Genomic DNA, 22,402 nt, shown 5'->3' with positions numbered 1-22,402 from the left:
TGAGCGAAGGTCCGGCGAGGCATAACGACCATCGGGAGTGACGGCCGAAGACCGCCCCGAAGGGCGAGCGCCAGCGAAGCAAAACGCTGAGGAAGCGGAACGGACCGCGCTCGCCTGCGAGTTTACGAGCGGTAGATGACCATTGCGACGGGGTCGCCCAGGCCGGGCTGGCGATCCGGGTGGTTTTTCAAGGAAACATCACCGCGCGCAGTCACCTCTCGTACTGAGCCTGACCGAGGGCGCAAGGGCCGACTCAGGGTCTGGCCGAGCCCTCGCGACGGGCGGTGAGGCGCTCGTAGTGGTCGAGCAGCGGTTGGATGGACACACCATGGACCGCGATGCTCAGGGCGACCACCGACAGGGTCAGGTCGACGACGGTCCCGGCCCAATCGGCCGTGACCTGGTGCGTGAGCGCGTAGCACAGATAATACAGGCTACCGATGCCGCGGATGCCGAACCAGCCGATCAGCGCCCCCTGATGACGATCGATACGGGTGAAGGGCAGCATGGTCGCCACCCCCACCGGGCGGATCACCACGAACAGCAAGGCGCCGAGCAGCAGCGCGCGGCTGTCCCAATGGGTGATGAGCACCACACCGAGCAGGGTCACCAGCAGCACCTCGAAGGAGCGCTCCACCAGGCTGCCGAAGGCGAGCATGTCGCCCATCATCACCCCGGCGGCCATCCGCGGTTCTTCGATGTCTTCCGCCTTGGCCACGGTGGCGCGCTCCGGCGCCCCGGTGAGATGACCGATTACCGGTTGCGCCAGGTGCTCGGAAGGCGTTTCCGCATGGCCCGAGGTCTGGACCTCCGCCTGACGCAGGCCGAGGCCGGCGGCGAAGACCGCGAGAAAGCCGAAGGCACCGATCTCGTCGGCCAGCACATAGGACAGGGCGATCAGCGCCAGGGCGAGGAAATCGTTGGGGGAAATGGTGCTGTCGCCATGGCGGGTGCGCAGGTAGATCATCAGCCGGCCCACGCCCTTGCCCATGGCATAGCCCAGCAGCAGACCCGCTGGCACGCCCCAGACCACGCTCTTCAGGAACCACTCCAGGGTCCAGCCCCACTGCAGTTCGCCGTGCTGCAGGAGCAGCAGGCCGAGCAGCACGAAGGGAAAGGCGGTGCCGTCGTTGAGCCCCGCCTCGCCAGAGAGACCGAAGCGCACCCGGTCGAAATCCTGGGCGTGGTTGACCTGCACCAACCCGGCCAGCACCGGATCGGTGGGGGCGAGAATGGCGCCGATAACCAGCGCCACGCCCCAGGGCAGGCCCAGCAGGTAGTGGGCGACCAGGCAGACCCCGGCGATGCTGAGGATCATCACCGGGCCGGCCAGCAGATAGGCGCCATGCCAGGCGGAGCGGTGGAACGACAGCCGCAGCTTGAGGCCGCTGACGAACAGCGAGAAAAGCACCGCCACCTCGGTGAGGTGGCCGATCCAGGTCGCCGACTGCTGAAAGTTGACCTCGGCCAACCCCAGGCCGATAGGGCTGATGAGCATGCCGAAGCCCAGGCAGACTACCGAGGTGGTCACCGGCAACCAGCGTAGGTAAGCGGAGGTCAGGGCCAGGATCATCAACAGCGAACCCAGCACCCCGACCCAGACGAGAAAAGTCATGAGCGCGTGTGATCCAGAACGAAGAAGAAGAGCGAGTGACGAACGCCACGCTCATGATGGAGACTGCGCCAACGCAGCCGCGGTGCCCCCGGTCTGCCGAATGGTGCGCCCGGCAGTGACCGCGGCGCCCCGGCCGGGGTCCCATGCCCTATAGCCACCAAGGAAAGCCTCCTCCCGCATGAGCGATCACCGCCTCCGCAAGCAACGCCGTCTCGACCGCCTGCAGCGTTTCCTCGACTGGGCCAGCCGTACCCATCCGGCCTTCGTCGCCAAGCAACAGCACCAGGAACTGTGGATCAAACCCTACGCCGGCTATCCCCTGCCGCATCTGGGACGGATCGCCAAGGCCTTCTGGCTGGGCCTCGACGAGACCGCCGCGGTAGCCGCCGGCAGCGCGCCCGATCCCGACAGCCTGCTCGGCCAAGTCCTGCTCGGCGCCGGCAAGACCTTCGGCTATGCAGTGGACGTCTTCGGCAGCCCCAAGCTCTTTACCGGCGGTGCGGCGAGTGAATTGCTCGAAGCGCATTGGGCGCTGAGCCTGGACGATAGCGACTCGGCCGCCACCTTCGAGGTGGCCGTCCAGCGGCGGCTGGGCGAGGCCGTGCGGGAACGCCTCAAGGTGTTGCAGCAGCCCTTCGCCGACCTGGCGGAAGAGGATCGCCAGCGCGTGCTGGAGCGGGTCCCCCAAGCCTTGATCCGGCTGGACGACTTCCTGCCACGGCTAACGGAAGTCCTCAACGAAGTCCGCCATGAGCTGCGCTTCAGCGTGGTGCTGGCCCACGACGACATTCGCCTGGAGATTCCCCGGCGCCTGGCGGCCAACCAGGGCCGGCTGCTCAGCGAGGCCGATGTCCTGGCGCTCAAGGCCGAGGCGGAGCAGGAGCTGCGCGCGCGCTTCGCCGTGCTGGTCGATGAAGCTGACGCCCTGGATTTCGACCTGCACCAGCTGGGCATCCCCCGTCTGCAGGAATTGCTGCGCCTGGAGCACGACAAGTTGCGCCGCGCGCTACGCCAGGCGGTGGAGCAGCAGCGCGAGAAGATGGCCTTCGCCGTGCTGCTGGAACACAACCCACGCTTCGGCCAATACCATCAGAACTACCCCGCCCGGCGCCTCACCCGCACCTGGACCGCCCTGCTCGGGCCCACCAACAGCGGCAAGACCTACAGATCCATCGAGGCCATGGCGGCGGTCACCCACGCCATCTACCTATCGCCGCTGCGGCTGATGGCGCTGGAGAACCAGGAGCGTCTGGAAGCCCTTGGCGTGCCCTGCTCGCTGGTCACCGGCGAGGAGGAAATCATCCGCCCCGGCGCCACCCACTTCTGCTGCACCGTGGAGGAATTCGCCCGCTTCCGGCGCCAGCAGTGGGAGGTGGTGGTGGTCGACGAGGTGCAGATGCTGGCCGACCCGCAACGCGGCTGGGCCTGGGTCGACGCCCTGGTCAGCGCCCAGACCAGGCGCCTGCTGATGACCGGCCCGGCGCTGATCGAACCCTCGCTGCGCACCCTCTGCGCCCTGTGCGAGGACCGCCTGGAGATCAAGCCCACCAAGCGCCTGTCGCCGGTCACGGTGGCGCGCCATGCCACCACCCTTGAACGCCTGGAGCCCGGCTCGCTGCTGGTGGCCTTCAGCCGCCGCGTGGTACTGGAACTCAAGGGCCTGCTGGAAATGGCCGGGCGCCGGGTGTCGGTGGTCTACGGTGCCCTTTCGCCGGAGGTCCGCCGCGAACAGGCCCGGCGCTTCCGCGAAGGCGAGACCGAGATCATGGTCGCCACCGATGCCGTGGGCATGGGCCTCAACCTTCCCGCCCATACCCTGTGTTTCTACACCGACGAGAAATTCGACGGGGTAGAGAACCGACCGCTGCGGGTGCAGGAGGTCAAGCAGATCGGCGGCCGCGCCGGCCGCTTCGGTCACCATGCCGAAGGCGAGATCACCGCCCTGGCGCCCCATGTGCTGCGCAACATCAAGCGGCTGTTCCACAGCCCGGACGATCCGGTGGACCTGCACCAGTTCCAGGTGCGGCCGAGCCTGGAACACCTGCGCGCGCTGTCGGACTTCATGCAGGAGCCCAGTCTGCTGCGCACCTGGCTGACCTTCAACCGCAACATCAACTACGGCGACGCCTTCGTCTCGGTGCTGCCCGACGAGCTGGCGGAGTGGATCAAGCTGATCGACCTGCCCGGCATCGACTTCCAGCTGCGCTGGGTCTTCGCCTGCACGCCGATCCGTGGCGGCCTGGAAGGGCCGGCCAGCGGCCAGGCGCAACGCTGGCTACGGATGGTCGCCCGCGGCGAACCGGTGGACCTGCCGCGCATCCCCCTCGGCACCGATCTCGCCGGTCTGGAAAGCGCCCTGCACGTGGTGGAGACCTATCTGCACCTGGCGCGCAGCCTGCCCGAGCTGTTTCCGGCCCTGACCCGAGGTCAAGAGCATCGCGACCTGCTCAACGACGCCATCACCCGCGAGTTGTCACGCCGGCGGCGGCCACGTGGCCAGGAGCGGGGTCAGGGCAAAGGCAAGGGCGAGCGCCGCCAGGGACGGGGCGAACGCCGCGGCGGCCGCTTCGGCCGCTAGGCGGCGCGGTCAATCCGCCCCAGGCACCACGGTAACCGTAGGAGCGGCCCATGGCCGCGATCAGCCGCGTAGCCTGGATAACGGCGAAGCCTTATCCACCGGTCGAGGCAGCCGGCCAGTGGAAAACGCTGCGCGGCTTTCCACGCTACGGTGATTGCAGGCATCGCGGTCAAGCCACCCCAGGCTCCGCGGTAACCGTAGGAGCGGCCCATGGCCGCGATCAGCCGCGTAGCCTGGATAACGGCGAAGCCTTATCCACCGGTCGAGGCACTCGGCCAGTGGAAAACGCTGCGCGGCCTTCCACGCTACGGTGATTGCAGGCATCGCGGTCAAGCCGCCCCAGGCACCGCGGTAACCGTAGGAGCGGCCCATGGCCGCGATCAGCCGCATAGCCTGGATAGCGGCGAAGCCTTATCCACCGATCGAAGCAGCCGGCCAGTGGAAAACGCTGCGCGGTTTTCCACGCTACGGTGAGCGCAGGCATCGCGGTCGACCCGCCCCAGGCACCGCGGTAACCGTAGGAGCGGCCCATGGCCGCGATCAGCCGCGTAGCCTGGATAGCGGCGAAGCCTTATCCACCGGTCGAGGCAGCCGGCCAGTGGAAAACGCTGCGCGGCTTTCCACGCTACGGTGAGCGCAGGCATCGCGGTCAAGCCGCCCCGGGCACCACGGTAACCGTAGGAGCGGCCCATGGCCGCGATCAGCCGCGTAGCCTGGATAACGGCGAAGCCTTATCCACCGGTCGAGGCAGTCGGCCAGTGGAAAACGCTGCGCGGCTTTCCACGCTACGGTGAGCGCAGGCATCGCGGTCAAGCCGCCCCAGGTACCGCGGTAACCGTAGGAGCGGCCCATGGCCGCGATCAGCCGCGTAGCCTGGATAACGGCGAAGCCTTATCCACCGGTCGAGGCAGCCGGCCAGTGGAAAACGCTGCGCAGTTTTCCACGCTACGGTGAGGCGGCAGGGTGGTCCACCAAGGCGTCAACCCCTGCCGCTCCTACAGGGACTTCGCCAGCGGCACCCGCGCCTTGAAGCTCCAGGTGAAGATGAATTCCGCCACCTGCTCGCCCCTTTCGTCGGTGCCGACACTGCGCAGCTCGACCTGCTGGGGCTCGCCGGTCTCCCGGGCCAGCACCAGGGCGGCGGCGATGGCCTCGCCCTGGTCGCAGCGAAAGACGATGGTGCCCACCGCCTTCTTGGTGAAACGGGCGTTCAGGGCCACCACCAGCATGGAGTAGCGACTACCAGAGCGACGGATGTGCCAGTCGGCGAGGATGCCGGTGGAAAATTCCGCCGCCATGCCTTCCACCGCCCAGAACATGCTCTTGAACGGATTCTGGTTCAGCCAGCCAAGGGTGACCTGGATCTGGCAGCCAGCAGCGTCCAGCTGACGCAGGCGCAGGCCGGCGAGCTTGGCGATGGGCACCTTGGTCCAGACGAAGAGATTGAACAGCAGTCGATTCATGGCGAGCGCATCCGGCAGCCTGGCCGGAGCGCCAGGTGCCTGGCAGCTTAGCGCGTCGCTCCAGGCCGCTCCATGACTGGGGCGCGCGGCCCGGCAGACAGTTCGCGACCTCCGGGTCGCGCGGCCGGCGGCGCCTCGAACCGGGCGCGACGCCGCCGCGGCACTACAGCGGATTGGCGTTAAGCTGCTCGGCGTAGCGGCGGGTCATGAACACCGCGAAGGCCAGGCCGGCCACCGCCAAGGCACCGCCCACGAGGCCGACGTAGGGCATGCCGACATGGGTGCCCACCACGCTGCCCAGCAGCGCGCCGCCACCGATGCCGACGTTGTAGATGCCGGAGAACAGCGCCATGGCCACGTCGGTAGCGTCCTTGGCCAGGGCCAGCACCTTGGCCTGCAGCGCCAGGCCGAAGCTCATGATGGCGACGCCCCAGACCACACTGAGGCCTTCGAGCATCAGCCCCTGCCGGGCGAAGGGCAACAGCAGCAGCAACGACAGGGCGATGCCGGCGATGGCCACCACCAGGAAGCCATTGGGGAATCTCAGGCTGTAGCGGCTGAACAGCAGCGAACCGATCACCCCGGAGCCGCCGAACAGCAGCAGCAAGGCGGTGATCATCATGCCGCTCATGCCGGCCACTTCCACCGCGAAGGGCTCGATGTAGCTGTAACCGGTGAAATGGGCGGTCACCACCAGCACCGTGAGCAGGTACACGCAGAGCAGCGCCGGGCGCTTGAACAGCACCGGCAGGCTGGCCAGGGAACCGGAGTTCTCGCTGGGCAGCAACGGCAGGTTGCGCGCCAGCCAGATCACCGTACCCACCGCCACGGCGGCGATGGCGAGGAAGGTGTAGCGCCAGCCGAGCAGCTCGCCCAGCACTCGCCCGAGAGGAATGCCGAGCACCATGGCCAGGCAGGTGCCGGTGGCCAGCAGGCCGAGGGCCTGGGTCTGCTTGCCCGGCGGGGCGATGCGCACGGCGAGCGAGGCGGTGATCGACCAGAACACCGCATGGGCGAAGGCGATGCCGATCCGGCTGGCCACCAGGGCCTCGAAACTCCAGGCCACGCCCGACAGCGCATGGCAGGCGACGAAGACCACGAAGACGAACACCAGCAGGCGCCGCCGCTCGATGGATCGCGTAGCGAGCATCATCGGCAGGGACATGAGGGCGACCACCCAGGCATAGATGGTCAGCATCAGACCGACCTGGGAGGCGCGCATGTCGAAGCTGCGGCCGATGTCGCTGAGCAGCGCCACCGGGACGAATTCCGTGGTGTTGAAGATGAAGGCGGCCAGGGCCAGGGCGATGACACCGGACCAAGTGGATTTCCGGGCTTCGGCGTTAGCATCCATCAAAGATCTTCTACTCCAGAGCGGGTGGGTGGATCGCGGCCTCGACTGGGGCCCGACGACGAAAACCCACGAGCAAGACCGCTGCCCGCCTGCGACGAGGGGGTCGCGAGCGAGAGGGTTGTCGTAGGGAGGATTGGTATTGAATGTAGTAAAAATTCTACGCCGTTGCTTCGGGCAACCACAACCGCCACGGGTTCCCAACGGTCCGACGTTTGCCCGGGTCTTGACGCCAACTCCTTGTTCAGCTGGACTTTTTCGCGCGACGCGGCGCCTCGTCCGCTGCGACAAAACATCGCGAAACCTTTCTGCGGCACCGGGCGCCGAGCGGGCGAGGCGCAGCGGTTGACCTTGCCCTGGGGGCAAGCTCTAGCCTCGGCATCGTCCCCTTCTTCCAGGAGCTTCTCCCATGCGTATCGTCCTGCCCACCACCCTGCTCGCCCTCACCCTGCTCGCGAGTGGCGTCGTCAATGCCGCCGAGGACAACCACCAGGCTCACCAGGACATGCAGAAGAGCATGGACGCCATGCACCAGGGCATGGAAGAAGGGCTCAAGGCCAAGGACCCGGACCTGGCCTTCGCCAAGGGCATGCTGGCCCATCACGAGGGCGCGGTCGACATGGCGCGCTATCAGCTCCAGCACGGCAAGGACCCGGAGATGCGCAAGCTGGCCGAGAACATCATCCAGGCCCAGCAGAAGGAGATCGATCAGCTCAATCGCTGGATCAAGGCTCACAGCAAGTGATGGTCCAGGACGCGCAGGGCTGGCACAGTGGAATTCCAGTCCTGCCGTGGAACGCCTCATGCTGATCGACCATCTGGATCACCTGGTCCTGACCACCGTGGACCTCGCCGCCTGCGAGGACTTCTATACCCGGGTGCTGGGCATGCGCCAGGAAACCTTCGGCGCCGGGCGCAAGGCGCTGCGCTATGGCAACCAGAAGATCAATCTGCACGAGCGTGGCCGGGAATTCGAACCCAAGGCGCACCTGCCGGTGCCGGGCGCCCTCGACCTCTGCTTCATCGCCTGCCAGCCGCTGGAGGCGGTGATCGCCCATCTCCAGCGTGAAGGCTGGCCGATCGTAGAGGGGCCGGTGGAGCGTACCGGTGCCACCGGGCCGATCCGCTCGGTCTATGTGCGCGATCCCGATCTCAACCTGATCGAGATCGCCGAGTACCCGACCTAGCGCGGCCGGCCGAACACCTGGGTCCAGTAGAGACTGTGGGTGCTGCGCGGATTCAGGGCGTAGGCCGCGCCCATCTCGGTGAACTCCGGATTCATCAGGTTGGCGCAGTGGCCAGGGCTGGCCAGCCAGCCCTGCATGGCCTGGCTGACCGAGCCCGCGCCCGCGGCGATGTTCTCGCCGATACCCGTCCAGGCGTAACCCTGCCTGGCCACCCGCTCGGCTACGCTGCCGCCGCCCGGTGCGGTGTGGGCGAAGTAGTCGCGGCTGGCCATGTCCTGGCTGTGGGCCAGGGCAGCATTGGCCAGGGCCGGACTCCAGCGCAACGGCGTGGCGGCGGCGAAGCGCCGGGTACCGCAGGTGCGCGCCTGGGCACGCGCGCGATTGACCTCGGCGAGCACGGCCTTGCCAGCGGTCTGCCAATCGCCCAGGCCGGCGCTCACCACCGGCCGCGCCAGCACCAGTTGCCAACGCGCCCCCTGCTGGCTCACGCCGATCTGGGCGAAGTCGCCACTGGCCAGCGGCCGGCAGTACTGCTGGCGCAGACCCGCCATGGCCACCTGAGCCGTGGGCGCGCCGGCCAGCAGGATCACCTGCACCGCCGCGGCCTGGTAACCCGCGGCGCGCAGGTCGTTCTGCAACCGATCCCGTCCCGTCAGGCGGACGGCTGCCAGGCGGTTGTCCGCGGCCAGCGGCGCGGCGGCGCGGGCGCCGGTACAGCCCTGGGGGGCGGCGCGATAGGCGTTGATCAGCTCGAGCAGGCGCGCCTCTTCGGGCGTGGCCGCCAGGGCGGCCTCGGTCAGCAGGCCGGTGGTGAGCAGCAGGGAAACAGCGAGGAGACGAGGCATGCACGAGCCGATTCGGGAACAGGGAAGCGCTATGTACCCGGCCTGATCCCGAGGCGCAAGCTAGGGTCTGTACGAAAAATGCCTGCGCTCGGTGATGCTTCGTTGAAAAAGGCTTCGGAATGCTCATTTACCACTTGTAAACCCGAGCGCGGGTCCGATCCGCTTCCTCAGCCTTTTTCGCCTCGCCTAACCTTCGCTCGGCGACTTTTCGTACAGAACCTAGTGTGGTGTTTCAGAAGTTACCTACACAATTTTGGCGGCGCTTTTTGTCCGCAGCGGCGGACCGCCCTGGACGTCGTTGCCACTCCTCGCCATAGCCCTGCCATGACTCGTCGCGGCGCCTAGCCCAGTCGGAGCGCCGAACCGACAAAAAATCACTCGCCAATTCTTGCGCGAACTTCTGAAACACCACACTAGACGGCTCGCCAACCGAGGAACGGACGGCAGTTTGCTTGCCTGGGGGATTGGGGTAGGCTCGCCGGTCAATTCAACAGGAGTCATCCCATGGCCAAAGCCTCTGCCCGCCACATCCTGGTTTCCAGCGAAGCCAAGTGCAACGAACTCAAAGCCGCCATCGAAGGGGGCGCCGACTTCGCCCAGGTGGCCAAGGACAATTCCAGCTGCCCCTCCAGCCGCCAAGGCGGCGACCTGGGCACCTTCCGCCCGGGCCAGATGGTCAAGGAATTCGATACCGTGGTGTTCAGCGCGCCGCTGCACCAGGTCCAGGGTCCGGTGAAGACCCAGTTCGGTTACCACCTGGTGGAAGTCACCAGCCGCGAGGATTGATCCCGCAGACGCTCCCGCACCGTGCGGGAGCGTCGTTCCTCCCTCCGCATTCCCGGCTATCCTGCAGACTCCCCTGCCCTCGTGAGGATAGCGCCTTGTCCCTTCTCCTCGAACGTCACGGCCAGTGCCTGTGCGGCGCTGTCCAGCTCGATTGTCGCCTCGACAACAGCGACGTATCCGCCTGCCATTGCCAGACCTGTCGCCGCTGGGGCGGCGGTCCGCTACTCGCGGTGGAATGCGCCCAGCCGCCGGTGATCGGCGGTGGCGATGCCCTGGGTATCCACGCCTCGTCCGATTGGGCGGAGCGCGGCTTCTGCATCCACTGCGGGACCCATCTGTTCTACCGCCTCAAGGCCGAGCCGCACTACGCCATTCCGGTGGGCCTGCTCGAAGGCGAAGACTGGAGCCTGGCCAGCGAGGTGTTCATCGAAGAGAAGCCGGCCTGGTACTGCTTCGCCAACCAGACTCGCCAGTTGACCGGCGCGGAACTGTTCGCCGAGCATGGGCAGCCCGACGACGCCTAGTCCTCGGTGGTGTACCGAACATCCTTTTCCACGTGAATCCCCTCACCGGCAGCATCCGCGGTCACCACCGTTCGTCGGCACCGACCGGCCAGTCTCCTACCTCGCGCGCCTGGCGATAGCGACCGGCACGCGGCACCGGCGGTGAGGGAAATACCCCTCCTCTGACCGCAGGGTCACGGCCAACGCCGTGGCTTGCGGCCCTCCTTTGCCCAGTGTCGCGACCGAAGAGTCAGCAATAGACGCCCAAAACCCGCTCTTGGAGCGGTCTACGACTTTTGTAGTGACTATACGAAAGCACTACAAAACTCGGTTGACGACGCCTCAATCTCCTGCAAATCTCTAGCTGCACCGGACGCGAACCCCCTATCCATGCGGGTCGCGCCTGGGCTCCGGGTGACCCTCGGGCCGTCTTGCGTAGTGATGCTCAAGAGGCACTACAAGAGAAGACGACTGAAATGCCGCGCTGCTCGAGGCAGCGTCGCCAGAGGTGACGTCCGGATCCATGCAGGAACGCACGGCGACATGACTCGACAGCTGGCTGACCTTTCGCCTTCGCGACCGGCATCCGGGTGGCAACCGCCATCCCGCTGCCGGACGTTGGGAAAAGACTGGTACCCAAGCCAACCTCATCGAGAAGGATCGACTCATGTCCGCTTACGAGAACGACGTTCAGGCCATCGCCGCCCTCAAGACCACCGCCGGCAATCACTGGAGCGCCATCAACCCGGAATACGCCGCGCGGATGCGTCTGCAGAATCGCTTCAAGACCGGTCTCGACATCGCCCGCCACTGCGCGGCCATCATGCGCCGGGACATGGCCGCCTACGACGCCGACAGCAGCGCCTACACCCAGTCGCTGGGCTGCTGGCACGGCTTCATCGGGCAGCAGAAGCTGATCGCCATCAAGAAGCACCTGGGCAGCACGAAAGGTCGTTACCTCTATCTGTCGGGCTGGATGATCGCCGCGCTGCGCTCGGAATTCGGCCCGCTGCCCGATCAGTCCATGCACGAGAAGACCAGCGTGCCGGCGCTGATCGAAGAGCTCTACACCTTCCTGCGCCAGGCCGATGCCCGGGAACTGGGCATGCTGTTCCGCGAGCTGGACGCCGCCCGCGCCGCCGACGAGAACGCCAAGGCCGCCGCCCTCCAGGCGAAGATCGATGGCTACGAGACCCACGTGGTGCCGATCATCGCCGACATCGACGCCGGTTTCGGCAACGCCGAGGCCACCTACCTGCTGGCCAAGAAGATGATCGAAGCCGGGGCCTGCTGCATCCAGCTGGAAAATCAGGTCTCCGACGAGAAGCAGTGCGGCCACCAGGACGGCAAGGTCACGGTGCCCCACGAGGACTTCCTGGCCAAGATCAACGCGGTGCGCTACGCCTTCCTCGAACTGGGCGTGGACGAGGGCGTCATCGTCGCCCGCACCGACTCCCTGGGCGCCGGCCTGACCAAGCAGATCGCCGTGAGCAAGCAGCCGGGCGACCTGGGCGACCAGTACAACGGCTTCCTCGACTGCGACGAGGTGGACGCCAGCCAGCTGGGCAACGGCGAGGTGCTGATCAGCCGCGACGGCAAGCTGCTGCGGCCCAAGCGCCTGCCCAGCGGCCTGTTCCAGTTCCGCGCCGGCAGCGGCGTGGACCGGGTGGTGCTGGACTGCATCACTTCGCTGCAGAACGGCGCCGACCTGCTGTGGATCGAGACCGAGAAGCCCCACGTCGGCCAGATCAAGGCCATGGTCGACCGCATCCGCGAAGTCGTGCCCAACGCCAAGCTGGTCTACAACAACAGCCCCTCCTTCAACTGGACCCTGAGTTTCCGTCAGCAGGTGTTCGACGCCCTGCAGGCCGAAGGCAAGGACGTGTCCGCCTACGACCGCGCCAAGCTGATGAGCGTGGACTACGACGACACCGAACTGGGGCGTCTGGCCGATGCGCGGATCCAGAGCTTCCAGCGCGATGCAGCGCGGGAAGCGGGCATCTTCCACCACCTGATCACCCTGCCCACCTACCACACCGCGGCCCTGTCCACCGACAACCTGGCCAAGGGCTACTTCGCCGAGGAAGGCATGCTGGCCTACGTCAAAGGCGTGCAGCGCCAGGAGATCCGCCAGGGCATCGCCTGCGTCAAGCACCAGAACATGGCCGGCTCGGACATGGGCGACGACCACAAGGAGTACTTTGCCGGGGAGGCCGCGCTCAAGGCGGCGGGCAAGGACAACACCATGAACCAGTTCCATTGATCACGGCCACTGCGGAGGACACGCTCATGAACCTGAACGACAACCCCAGCCTGGACGATCTCAAGCAACTGTTCGGCCGGCTCAAGGACAAGAACCACACCCACATCCTCTGGGTCTGCGAGAGCGGCGCGGTGCACGTCGACCGCCTGCCCGGCGGCGAGACGCCCGAGCAGTTCGAGGAGCGCCATCCCAGCCTGCGCATCCGCTTCAAGACCTACAACAAGGGCGGCGGCTACGTCGGCAAGTCGGCCGCGGCGGACGACAATTTCATCAGGAGCGTCCACGCCGCCCTGCAGGAGCACTGGCGCCTGGCCGGTCGGCAGCAACGGCCGGCCTATGTGGATCGCTACTGCTAGCCATGAAAAAGGGCGCGTCGGGTGGTTGACCACCCGCCGCGCCCTGCCCCACCTTCGAGGCGACTCGCCTGATCCTGGATGGCCCTCCGGGATCGAGCGAGTCGCCTCTTCTGTTTACAACACGAACAGATCCACGAAGCGATGCACCGGGGTGGCTTCAAGGCCAGCCTGGTCCTTGCACAGCTGGAATATCTGGGCGCAGCGACCGGCCGGGAAGCGCGTCGCCAGGTTGCTCTGGAATTTGCGCTCCAGCAGCGGAATGCCCTCTTCGCGGCGCCGGCGATGACCGATGGGATATTCCACGGCGATCTTCTCGGTGCTGCTGCCGTCGGTGAAGAACACCTGCAGGGCGTTGGCGATGGACCTCTTGTCGGCTTCCAGGTACTCGCGGCTGTAGCGCTCGTCCTCGACGATCTCCATCTTCTCGCGCAGCTGGTCGATGCGCGGATGGGCCTGGTGGAAGGCATCCTCGTAATGCTCGGCGACCAGGTCGCCGAACAGCAGCGGTACGGCGATCATGTACTGCAGGCAGTGGTCGCGGTCGGCGGCATTGGCCATGGGGCCCTGCTTGGAGATGATACGGATGGCCGATTCGTGGGTGGTCACCACGATCTTCTCGATCTGATCGACGCGATCGCGCACCTGGGGATGCAGGATCACTGCGGCTTCGGCGGCGGTCTGGGCATGGAATTCCGCCGGGAAGCTGATCTTGAACAGCACGTGTTCCATCACGTAGCTGCCAAAGGCCTGGGGAAAGCTGAACTGGCGCTGGTCGGCCGGCTTGGTGGCCAGGTCCTTGTTGGTGTGGCTGAAGAGCACGTCGTAGAAGCCCCACTGGGGTGCGCTGAGCACGCCGGGAATGCCCATCTCGCCGCGCAGGGCGATGTCGGCCAGACGCACGCCGCGGCTGGAGGCGTCACCGGCGGCCCAGGACTTGCGGCTGCCGGCATTCGGCGCATGGCGATAGGTGCGCAGTGCCTGGCCATCGACGAAGGCGTGGGACAGCGCCGCCAGCAGTTGCTCGCGGTTGGCGCCCATCAGCTTGGCGCTGACCGCGGTGGAGGCCAGCTTGACCAGGAAGACGTGGTCGAGACCGACACGGTTGAAGGAGTTCTCCAGGGCGAAGACGCCCTGGATCTCGTGGGCCATGACCATGGCTTCCAGCACCTGGCGCATGGTCAGGGGTGCTTCGCCCTGGGCCACGCGGCGCTGGGAGAGATGGTCGGCCACCGCCAGGATGGCACCCAGGTTGTCGGAAGGATGGCCCCACTCGGCGGCCAGCCAGGTGTCGTTGTAGTCCAGCCAGCGAATGATGCAGCCGATGTCCCAGGCCGCCTTGACCGGATCCAGGCGATAGCTGGTGCCCGGCACCCGCGCGCCCTGGGGCACCACGGTGCCCTCCACCTGGGGGCCGAGCAGCTTGGTGCACTCGGGGAAGCGCAGGGACAGCAGGCCGCAGCCGAGGGTGTCCATCAGGCAGTTGCGGGCAGTGTCCAGGGCCTCGCGGGAGGTGACCTGGTAGGTCAGCACGTAATCGGCCAGGTCCTGGATGACCTGGTCGTAATCGGGTCGGTTGTTGAAATCGACGTTGGCGCTCATGAATTTTCCTTTTTATCGTGTCTATCGCGGCCATGGGCCGCTCCTACAAGTTTGGTCATGGATCGCTCCTGTAGGAGCGGCCCATGGCCGCGATCAAACGATCAACGATTGGCGATGGGCGTGAAGGCACGCTGCTCGACGCCGATGTAATCCGCGCTGGGGCGGATGATGCGGTTGTCGGCGCGCTGCTCGAAGACGTGGGCACACCAGCCGGCCGTGCGCGAGCAGACGAAGATCGGGGTGAACAGCGGCGTCGGGATACCGAGGAAGTGATAGGCCGAGGCGTGGTAGAAGTCGGCGTTGGGGAACAGCCCCTTCTCTTCCTTCATGGTGCGGTCGATGGCTTCCGAGACCGGGAACAGCACGCTGTCGCCCACCTCCGCCGCCAGTTGCCGGGCGTAGTCCTTGATCACCTCGTTGCGCGGATCGCTGTCGCGGTAGATGGCGTGGCCGAAGCCCATCACCTTTTCCTTGCGTTCGAGCATCTGCTTGAGGCCGGTGACCGCTTCCTCGGGCGAGGCGAAGCGCTCGATCAGCGCCATGGCCGCCTCGTTGGCGCCGCCATGCAGTGGGCCGCGCAGGGAGCCGATGGCGCCGGTGACGCAGGAATAGAGGTCGGACAGCGTCGAGGCGCAGACCCGGGCGGTAAAGGTGGAGGCGTTGAATTCGTGCTCGGCATAGAGGATCAGCGAGACGTTCATCACCCGGGCATGCAGGTCGCTGGGCGCCTTGCCGTGCAGCAGGGTCAGGAAGTGGCTGGCGATGTCCGGGGCCTCGCTGCTGCAGTCGATGCGGGTGCCGCTCTGGCTGAAGTGATGCCAGTAGAGCAGGATCGCCGGAAAGGCGCCGAGCAGGCGGTCGGCCACCTGCTGCTGGTCGGCGAAGCTGCGCTCCGGCTCCAGGGTACCCAACAAGGAGGCGCCGGTGCGCATCACATCCATGGGGTGGGCACTGGCGGGAATGCGCTCCAGGCCTTCCTTGAGCGGCTGCGGCAGGTCGCGCAGCGCCGCCAGGCGCTGGCGATAGGCGTCCAGTTGCGCCTGGGTGGGCAATTCGCCATAGAGCAACAGGTGGGCGACTTCCTCGAAGTCGGCTCCTGCCGCCAGTTCACGGATGTCATAGCCCCGGTAGGTGAGGCCGGCGCCGGTCTTGCCGACGGTGCAAAGCGCGGTGCGGCCGGCGACCTGGCCACGCAGGCCGGCGCCGCCGAGGGTTTTGCTGTCTGCCATCGTCTCGCTCCTCTTGGAGTTGTTGTGCGAAAAAGCGGGCGTTCAAAGCTTTCTTTACGATCTCGCGAGCTAGCGACAAACAAGGCGGAAGTGGCTGAGGAAGCGGAGTTTACGAGTGGTAAATGAGCATTCCGAAGCCACTTCCAACGCAGTTTGGCCGACGCGCAGCAGATCGTTAGGATTTCTGCTGCTGGAACAGGCGATCCAACTGGTCCTCATACCTGTGATAGTCGATGCGGTCATAGAGCTCGGCGCGGGTCTGCATGGTGTCGACCACCGCCTGCTGGCTGCCGTCGCGGCGGATCGCCGTGTAGACGTTTTCGGCGGCGCGATTGGCCGCGCGGAAGGCCGACAGCGGATAGAGCACCAGGCCGACATCGGCCCCGGCCAGCTCCTCGGTGGTGAACAGCGGCGTGGCGCCGAATTCGGTGATGTTGGCCAGGATCGGCACACCCACCGCCTGGGCGAACTGGCGGTACATGGGCAATTCGGTCATGGCTTCGGGAAAGATCATGTCGGCGCCGGCCTCGACGCAGGCGCAGGCGCGGTCGATGGCGGCCTGTAGACCTTCCACCGCCAGGGCGTCGGTGCGCGCCATGATGACGAAGTCGGGATCGGTGCGGGCATCCACCGCCGCCTTGATGCGATCGACCATCTCCTGCTGGCTGACGATCTCCTTGCCTGGCCGATGGCCGCAGCGCTTGGCGCCGACCTGATCCTCGATATGCATGGCCGCCGCGCCGGCCTTGATCAGCGACCGGGTGGTACGGGCCACGTTGAAGGCCGAGGCGCCGAAGCCGGTGTCGACGTCCACCAGCAGCGGCAGATCGCAGACGTCGGTGATGCGGCGGACGTCGATGAGCACGTCTTCCAGGCCGCTGATGCCCAGGTCCGGCAACCCCAGGGAGCCCGCCGCGACCCCGCCGCCGGACAGGTAGATGGCCTGGAAGCCGGCGCGCCTGGCCAGCAGCGCATGATTGGCATTGAGGGTGCCGACCACCTGCAGCGGGCGTTCGGCGGCGACGGCGGCGCGGAATTTCTGGCCGGGACTGACGGCAGGCATGGCGTTACCTCGACTGAACTTGGACTAGGGGATGGTGCTGCAGATTGCGCTTGGAAGCGGCGATGTGGCGGCGCATCAGCAGTTCGGCCAGCTCGCCATCGCCCTCGGCCAGGGCATCGAGGATGCGATGGTGCTCGGCGAAGGCCTGGCGCGGTCGATTGGGGGTGGCGGAGACCTTGAGCCGGTACATGCGCACCAGGTGATAGAGCTCGCCGCAGAGCAGCCGTACCAGCATGCCGTTGCCGCTGGCCTGGATGATGCGGTAGTGGAAGTCGTGATCGCCTTCCTGCAGGTAGTAGCCGGTGCCGGCCTGGAACGCCGGATCGCGCTCGTGGGTGTCCAGCAGCTGGCGCAACTCGTCGATGCCCTGGGGCGTGAGGCGCTCGGCCGCCAGGCGGCAGGCCATGCCTTCGAGGGATTCGCGGATTTCGTAGAGTTCGACCAGCTCGGCCAGGCTCAGGGCGGCGACCCGGGCGCCGGCATGGGGCACCCGCACCACCAGGCGCTGGCCTTCCAGCCGGTGGATGGCTTCGCGCAGCGGACCCCGGCTGATGCCGTAGGTCCGGGCCAGCTCCGGCTCGGAGATCTTGCTCCCGGGCGCCACATCACCGCGGACGATGGCTTCGCGAATACGCCGGAACACCTGCTCGGAGAGGGTCCCGCTGTCGATCTCGGGCGCTGCGGCCTGGAGGGGGCTATCGATCATTGTCGACACCTTTTGTGTTTATGGGCTGAATAACTACGCCTGAACGCCTTTCCCGTCAATCTTTGTCGACAATCCAGCTGTGACAGCCCGTATCTCGCCCCGCCAGGAGCGGTTCGCTACACTAGCGCGCCGTCCCTCCCAGCCGATTTCGCCATGCCCCTCTGCCACCTGCATCCCCTGCCCTACCACGCCGATCCCACGGCGCGTTTCGCCCTGCTGCAGGGCGAGCCCGGCGCGGTGCTGCTGGACTCCGGGCGGCCAGTGGCCGAGCGGGGTCGCTACGACCTTATGGCAGCCTGGCCGCTGCAGGTGCTGCAACCCGCTTCCGGGGAGACGGGCCAGGCCTTCTTCACGCGGACGCGCGCGGCCCTGGCCAGCCTGGGTCGCGCCGACCTACCGGCTGGTGCGGACCTGCCCTTCGCCGGCGGCCTGCTGGGTTATCTCGGTTATGACTTCGGTCGGCGCCTGGAGCGCCTGCCCGCGGGCGCCCGCGCCGACCTGGCGCTGCCCGATGCCCGCCTGGGTCTCCATGCCTGGGCGCTGGTCAGCGATCACCAGGCGCGGACCAGCCAACTGGTCTGCCATCCGGCGCTGGACGCCGGGGAACGCCAGCGCCTGATCGCCCTGTTCGATGCCGGGGAAACGCCCAAGGCCGAAGGCTTCCGGCTGACCGCCCCCTTCGCCGCCGACATCGACGAGCCCACCTATCGCCAGCGCATCGAGGCCATCCAGGCCTATATCGCCGCCGGCGACTGCTATCAGGTCAACTTCGCCCAGCGCTTTCGCGCGCCCTTCCAGGGTTCGCCCTGGACCGCCTACCAGGCCCTGCGCGCGGCCTGTCCGACGCCCTTCTCCGGCTACCTGGCGCTGGACAATGGCGCCCTGCTCAGCCATTCGCCGGAGCGCTTCCTGCGGGTGAGCCGCGGCCAGGTGGAAACCCGGCCGATCAAGGGCACCCGGCCACGCCGCACCGATCCCGCCGCCGATGTCGCCGAAGCCAAGGCCCTGCTGGCCAGTTCCAAGGATCGCGCCGAGAACCTGATGATCGTCGATCTGCTGCGCAACGACCTGGGGCGCAGCTGCCGGATCGGCTCGGTGCGGGTGCCCGAACTCTTCGCCCTGGAAAGCTACCCCAACGTCCATCACCTGGTCAGCGCCGTCACCGGCGAACTGGCCACGGGCCTCGACGCCCTCGACCTGCTGGCCGGCAGTTTCCCTGGTGGCTCCATCACCGGCGCACCGAAGATCCGCGCCATGCAGATCATCGACGAGCTGGAAGAAACCCGCCGCGGCCCCTACTGCGGCTCGCTGCTCTATCTGGACGTGCGCGGCGAAAGCGACAGCTCCATCCTGATCCGCAGCCTGCTGGCGGAAGACGGCATGCTCAGTTGCTGGGGCGGCGGCGGCATCGTCATGGATTCCCACTGGGCCGACGAATACGCCGAATCCCTGGCCAAGGTGCGGGTGCTGCTGGAGACGCTGGAGACCCACAGCTGATCCGGCTTTGCTACCATGGCGGCATCTTCTCCCTGCCTGGAGCCCGCCATGTCTCTCGATCTCGCCCGCATCAACGCCGACCTCGGCCGCGATCCCGAAAAGCTCGTCGCCTGGGCTTTGGGCCTGGGTAAAAGCGCCATCGTCACCACCAACTTCCGCCCCTTCGAGGCGGTGATCCTGCACCTGGTCAGCCAGGTCAAGCCGGACATCCCGGTGGTGTGGATGGACAGTGGCTACAACACCCCGGCCACCTACCGCTGCGCCGACGAGATCGTGCGCAAGCTCAATCTCAACCTGGTGACCTACCTGCCCAGGCGCTCGCGCGCCCACCGCGAGGCCATCGACGGCCCGGTGCCGGGGCTGGACGATCCGCGCCACGCCGCCTTCACCGAAGAGGTCAAGCTGGAACCCTTCGCCCGCGCCCTGCGCGAGACGGCGCCCGAGGTCTGGTTCACCGCCCTGCGCGCCACCGACACCGCGGTGCGCGCCCAGATGGACCCGGTCAGCGTCAACCCGGACGGCCTGATCAAGGTGGCACCGCTGCTGCACTGGACCTCCAAGGACCTCTACCAGTACCTCACCGCCCACGACCTGCCCAACGAATTCGACTACTTCGACCCCACCAAGGGTGGCGAGAATCGCGAGTGCGGCCTGCACCTCGCTCACTGAGTCGACGACTCCTGCGCGCCCGGCCCCGGGCGCCTACCCTGCCCCGCTGAACCACCGCCCATGATCGCTTCCCGCCCAACCCATTCCCGCAAGGGCGTCTTCGCCGTGGTGCTCGGCAACGCCGTGGAGTTCTTCGACTTCGGCGTCTACGCCACCTTCGCCGTGCTCATCGGCCAGGTGTTCTTTCCCTCGGAGAACGCCTTCGCCAGCCTGATGGCCAGCGTCATCACCTTTGGCGTCGGCTTCGTCGTCCGCCCGCTGGGCGCCATCCTCATCGGCGCCTGGGCCGACCGCGTCGGGCGCAAGCCGGCGATGCTGCTGACCATGGTGTTGATGGCCCTGGGCACCGGTGGCATCGCCGTGCTGCCCGGCTACGAGCAGATCGGCATCGCCGCCCCCATCCTGCTGGTGCTGACCCGGCTGCTGCAGGGGCTGGCCTGGGGTGGTGAAGCGGGTCCGGCGACCACCTACATCCTCGAAGCCGCGCCCCTGCACAAGAGAGGCACCTACGCCTGCTGGCAGGTGGTGGCCCAGGGGCTGGCCGCGGTGGCGGCCGGTCTGATCGGCTATGGCCTGACCCTCTGGCTGACGCCGGAGCAGTTGCTCGCCTGGGGCTGGCGCCTGCCCTTCCTGCTGGGCCTGGCGATCCTGCCCATCGGCCTCTATATCCGGCGTGGCCTGGTGGATACCCACGTCGGCGAAACCCGGGGTACCGGAGCGGTGCTGGGCGAGGTGCTGGCCACCCAGCGGCGGCCACTGCTGCTGGGGCTGCTGATCCTCTCCGGCAGCACCATCACCCAGTATTTCCTCAACTACATGACCACCTTCGCCCTGGTGGAGCTGAAGCTGCCCGCCGGGATCGCCATGCTCGCCACCCTGGTGATGGGCGCCGCCATGGCGGTCTGCTCGATCCTGGGCGGGGTGCTCAGCGATCGCTACGGTCGACGCATCGTGCTGATCCTGCCGCGATTGCTGTTGCTGGTGCTGCTCTATCCGGCGCTGGAGCTCATCACCCGGGCACCCAGCCCGGGCATCTTCCTGCTCACCCTGGCGGTGCTCTCCGGCCTGCACGGCATGAGCGGCGCGGCCCTGATCGTGCTGCTGGTGGAAAGCTTTCCCCAACGGGTGCGGGCGACCGGCTTCTCGCTGGTCTATGCGCTAGGGGTGGCGGCCTTCGGCGGCACCGCCCAGATCGTGGTGACCTGGCTGCTCGGCGCCACCGGGGATCCCATGGCGCCGGCCGCCTATCTGCTGGTGGCCAACCTGGTCTGTCTCGGCGCCGCCTGGTTCGCCGCCGAGACCTGTCCGGGGCGTCAGCCGGCGGAACGCTCCGCGGCATAACCCTCTTCCCGCCGGTTCTTGCGCTCCAGGCAGGTGTAGACGATGCCGGTGAGCAAGAGGCCGAACAGCAGCACCGCGGCCAGCAGATAGAGCCCCGAGGCCAGGGTGCCGGTGGCCGCCTTGAGCGCACCGATGCCATAGGGGCCGAGATAACCGCCGAGATTGCCCACCGAGTTGATCAAGGCGATGCCGGCGGCAGCGCTGGCCCCGGCGAAGAAGCGACCCGGCAGGGTCCAGAACAGCGCGGTGAGGGAAAACAGACAGAAGGCTACCACCGACAGCGCCGCCAGCTGCAGCACCGCGGTGCCGAACCAGGCACTGCCGGCCATGGCCAGGGCACCCACCCCATAGAGCACCGCCAGATGACCGTAGCGGTCGCCCAGCCGATCCGAGCTGCGCGGCACGATGAGCAGTCCCAGGATGCCAAAGGCATAGGGAATGGCCGAAACGAAGCCGGTAGTCAGATCGCTGCCACCGAACTGGTGGATCAATGTCGGCAGCCACAGGCCCAGCCCATAGATGCTCAGGGTCACCGGCAGGTAGTAGAGCGCCAGCAACAGGACGCGGCGATCCTTGAGCGCATGCAGCGGATTGCCGTGGCGGGTCTGGTCGAACAGGTGCAGGTCCTTCTCCAGCTCCGTGGCCAGCCAGCGCTTTTCGTCGGCGTCCAGCCAGGCAACCTGCTGCGGGCCGTCCGGCAACCGGGTCAAGGTCGGCCAGGCCAAGAGCACCGCGGGCGCGCCGATGCAGAGGAACAGCCACTGCCAGCCGTGCAGGCCGAGCGCCCCGTCCAGTTGCAGCAGCATGCCCGACAGCGGCCCCGTCACCAGCATGGCGATGGGCTGGGAGAGGATGAACAGGCCCATGATCTTGCCGCGATGGCGGACCGGGAACCACTGGGTGAGGTAGTAGAGCACCCCGGGAAAGAAGCCGGCCTCGGCCACGCCCAGCAGGAAGCGCATGACATAGAAGCTGGTGGGTCCCTGGACGAAGGCCATGCCCATGGTGATGGCACCCCAGGTCACCAGGATGCGGGCGAACCAGCGGCGCGCGCCGAAGCGTTCCAGCAGCAGGTTGCTGGGCACCTCGAAGAGGAAGTAGCCGATGAAGAACAGACCGGCACCGAGGCCGTAGGCGGCATCGCCGATGCCGACATCGGCGCCCATGTGCAGCTTGGCGAAGCCGACGGCAGAGCGGTCGATGTAGGCGACGAGATAGAGCAGGACGAGGAAAGGGATCAGCTTCGAGGTGATCCGACGGATGAGGACGGACTCAGGGCGCATGGCGGTCTCCGACTTGTTGTTTTTATGCGGACAAGAGCGATAAGGGAAAAGACTAACGTAATATCATT

Annotated in this window: 18 protein-coding genes and 1 pseudogene; 10 read left to right on the top strand and 9 right to left on the bottom strand. The window is 66.9% G+C overall.

Annotation, left to right across the window (positions count from 1 at the left end; translation table 11 throughout):
• Positions 1–253: 253 nt before the first annotated feature.
• Positions 254–1,615 carry a cation:proton antiporter gene (locus AR540_RS05075; RefSeq protein WP_177339189.1) on the bottom strand — a complete coding sequence of 454 codons (1,362 nt, stop codon included), beginning with the start codon at positions 1,613–1,615 and terminating at the stop codon, positions 254–256.
• 178 nt (positions 1,616–1,793) lie between these two features.
• Here AR540_RS05075 and AR540_RS05070 point away from each other — a divergent pair, with 178 nt between their 5' ends.
• Complete coding sequence (locus tag AR540_RS05070) at positions 1,794–4,193, top strand: DEAD/DEAH box helicase (protein ID WP_059226738.1); 2,400 nt, start codon at positions 1,794–1,796, stop codon at positions 4,191–4,193.
• A gap of 995 nt (positions 4,194–5,188) precedes the next feature.
• Here AR540_RS05070 and AR540_RS05065 read toward each other — a convergent pair.
• Positions 5,189–5,656 carry a DUF4442 domain-containing protein gene (locus tag AR540_RS05065; protein WP_059226737.1) on the bottom strand — a complete coding sequence of 156 codons (468 nt, stop codon included), beginning with the start codon at positions 5,654–5,656 and terminating at the stop codon, positions 5,189–5,191.
• A gap of 163 nt (positions 5,657–5,819) precedes the next feature.
• Entirely contained in the window at positions 5,820–7,010 is a 1,191-nt protein-coding gene (locus AR540_RS05060) for a sugar transporter (RefSeq protein WP_059226736.1), read from the bottom strand.
• A gap of 406 nt (positions 7,011–7,416) precedes the next feature.
• Here AR540_RS05060 and copM point away from each other — a divergent pair, with 406 nt between their 5' ends.
• A complete protein-coding gene (gene copM, locus AR540_RS05055) occupies positions 7,417–7,752 on the top strand; it encodes a CopM family metallochaperone (RefSeq protein ID WP_059226735.1) in 336 nt (111 codons plus the stop codon).
• 61 nt (positions 7,753–7,813) lie between these two features.
• Positions 7,814–8,194, top strand: coding sequence for a VOC family protein (locus AR540_RS05050; RefSeq protein ID WP_153014197.1), 381 nt, complete (start codon positions 7,814–7,816; stop codon positions 8,192–8,194).
• Here AR540_RS05050 and AR540_RS05045 read toward each other — a convergent pair.
• Positions 8,191–9,039, bottom strand: a complete 849-nt coding sequence (locus AR540_RS05045) for a CAP domain-containing protein (RefSeq protein ID WP_059226733.1) — start codon at positions 9,037–9,039, stop codon at positions 8,191–8,193. The genes AR540_RS05050 and AR540_RS05045 overlap by 4 nt on opposite strands.
• 504 nt (positions 9,040–9,543) lie before the next feature.
• On the opposite strand from AR540_RS05045, the gene AR540_RS05040 reads away from it, so the two are divergent.
• From AR540_RS05040 to AR540_RS05025, 4 genes are all read left to right on the top strand, one after another.
• Positions 9,544–9,825, top strand: a complete 282-nt coding sequence (locus tag AR540_RS05040) for a peptidylprolyl isomerase (RefSeq protein WP_007160531.1) — start codon at positions 9,544–9,546, stop codon at positions 9,823–9,825.
• A gap of 95 nt (positions 9,826–9,920) precedes the next feature.
• Positions 9,921–10,349 carry a GFA family protein gene (locus AR540_RS05035; protein WP_059226732.1) on the top strand — a complete coding sequence of 143 codons (429 nt, stop codon included), beginning with the start codon at positions 9,921–9,923 and terminating at the stop codon, positions 10,347–10,349.
• 646 nt (positions 10,350–10,995) lie between these two features.
• The gene (locus AR540_RS05030) at positions 10,996–12,591 is read left to right on the top strand and encodes an isocitrate lyase (protein ID WP_059226731.1); all 1,596 of its coding nucleotides are present in this window, start codon (positions 10,996–10,998) and stop codon (positions 12,589–12,591) included.
• 26 nt (positions 12,592–12,617) lie between these two features.
• Positions 12,618–12,947 carry a hypothetical protein gene (locus tag AR540_RS05025; protein ID WP_059226730.1) on the top strand — a complete coding sequence of 110 codons (330 nt, stop codon included), beginning with the start codon at positions 12,618–12,620 and terminating at the stop codon, positions 12,945–12,947.
• A gap of 114 nt (positions 12,948–13,061) precedes the next feature.
• Here the strand turns inward: AR540_RS05025 and prpD are convergent, their stop codons facing one another.
• The 4 genes and pseudogenes from prpD to AR540_RS05005 form a co-directional block, all read right to left on the bottom strand.
• A complete protein-coding gene (prpD, locus tag AR540_RS05020) occupies positions 13,062–14,546 on the bottom strand; it encodes a 2-methylcitrate dehydratase (protein ID WP_059226729.1) in 1,485 nt (494 codons plus the stop codon).
• Between the two features lie 101 nt (positions 14,547–14,647).
• Positions 14,648–15,775 carry a bifunctional 2-methylcitrate synthase/citrate synthase gene (gene prpC, locus AR540_RS05015; protein WP_059226728.1) on the bottom strand — a complete coding sequence of 376 codons (1,128 nt, stop codon included), beginning with the start codon at positions 15,773–15,775 and terminating at the stop codon, positions 14,648–14,650.
• A gap of 175 nt (positions 15,776–15,950) precedes the next feature.
• Complete coding sequence (gene prpB, locus AR540_RS05010; protein WP_059226727.1) at positions 15,951–16,838, bottom strand: methylisocitrate lyase; 888 nt, start codon at positions 16,836–16,838, stop codon at positions 15,951–15,953.
• A 4-nt stretch (positions 16,839–16,842) separates the two neighbouring features.
• Positions 16,843–17,533 (bottom strand): annotated as a pseudogene (locus AR540_RS05005) (GntR family transcriptional regulator); the annotation flags it as partial.
• 164 nt (positions 17,534–17,697) lie between these two features.
• Here AR540_RS05005 and pabB point away from each other — a divergent pair.
• Genes pabB through AR540_RS04990 form a run of 3 tightly spaced genes read left to right on the top strand, consistent with a single transcriptional unit; the run spans position 17,698 to position 21,051 of the window.
• A complete protein-coding gene (gene pabB, locus AR540_RS05000) occupies positions 17,698–19,041 on the top strand; it encodes an aminodeoxychorismate synthase component I (protein WP_059226725.1) in 1,344 nt (447 codons plus the stop codon).
• Positions 19,042–19,089: 48 nt separating this feature from the next.
• Positions 19,090–19,710: a phosphoadenosine phosphosulfate reductase domain-containing protein gene (locus AR540_RS04995; protein WP_059226724.1), complete on the top strand. Its 621-nt coding sequence runs from the start codon at positions 19,090–19,092 to the stop codon at positions 19,708–19,710.
• A 60-nt stretch (positions 19,711–19,770) separates the two neighbouring features.
• A complete protein-coding gene (locus tag AR540_RS04990; RefSeq protein WP_059226723.1) occupies positions 19,771–21,051 on the top strand; it encodes an MFS transporter in 1,281 nt (426 codons plus the stop codon).
• Here the strand turns inward: AR540_RS04990 and AR540_RS04985 are convergent.
• Entirely contained in the window at positions 21,024–22,334 is a 1,311-nt protein-coding gene (locus AR540_RS04985; protein ID WP_059226722.1) for an MFS transporter, read from the bottom strand. The two genes, AR540_RS04990 and AR540_RS04985, sit on opposite strands and share 28 nt — an antisense overlap.
• Between the last annotated feature and the right edge of the window lie 68 nt (positions 22,335–22,402).

The organism is Pseudomonas sp. EpS/L25, assembly GCF_001512295.1.
Classification (GTDB): domain Bacteria; phylum Pseudomonadota; class Gammaproteobacteria; order Pseudomonadales; family Pseudomonadaceae; genus Chryseomonas.
Note: the sequence above shows the minus strand (reverse complement) of the source record. Positions and strands in the feature narration are given on the sequence as shown.